The 272-nt window shown below is 69.1% G+C and carries 1 protein-coding gene; it reads right to left on the bottom strand.

What is annotated here, in order from left to right; genetic code table 11:
- Positions 1-272, bottom strand: a 272-nt coding sequence (locus AAEZ05_RS28695) for a DUF3382 domain-containing protein (protein WP_350649987.1), incomplete at both ends; no start/stop codon positions are given.

The raw sequence follows: 272 nt of genomic DNA, 5'->3' as shown, positions 1-272 counted from the left end.
AGCCGAGATCCAGCAGCCCCGCGAAACCGACCACGATGTTCAGCCCGAGGCCGAGGATCACGTAGATCAGCGCGAGCGTCGCGACGTCCACCGCGCCGCGCGAGCCGAAGAACGGCCACACGAGGCCGACCGCGAGCAGCACCCAGATGATCACGCGCTGCTGCCGCGCGCCCATCGTCGGCGCCGCCGGCAGCTTCACGACCGCTTTCGCGCGCATCAGCCACGGCTTGAACAACTGGAACAGGAACACGGCCGCGACCGCGATCCACACC

The sequence above is a fragment of the Pseudomonas sp. HY13-MNA-CIBAN-0226 genome (genome assembly GCF_040310305.1).
GTDB classification, from domain to species: Bacteria; Pseudomonadota; Gammaproteobacteria; order Pseudomonadales; family Pseudomonadaceae; genus Aquipseudomonas; species Aquipseudomonas gregormendelii.
Note: the sequence above shows the minus strand (reverse complement) of the source record. Positions and strands in the feature narration are given on the sequence as shown.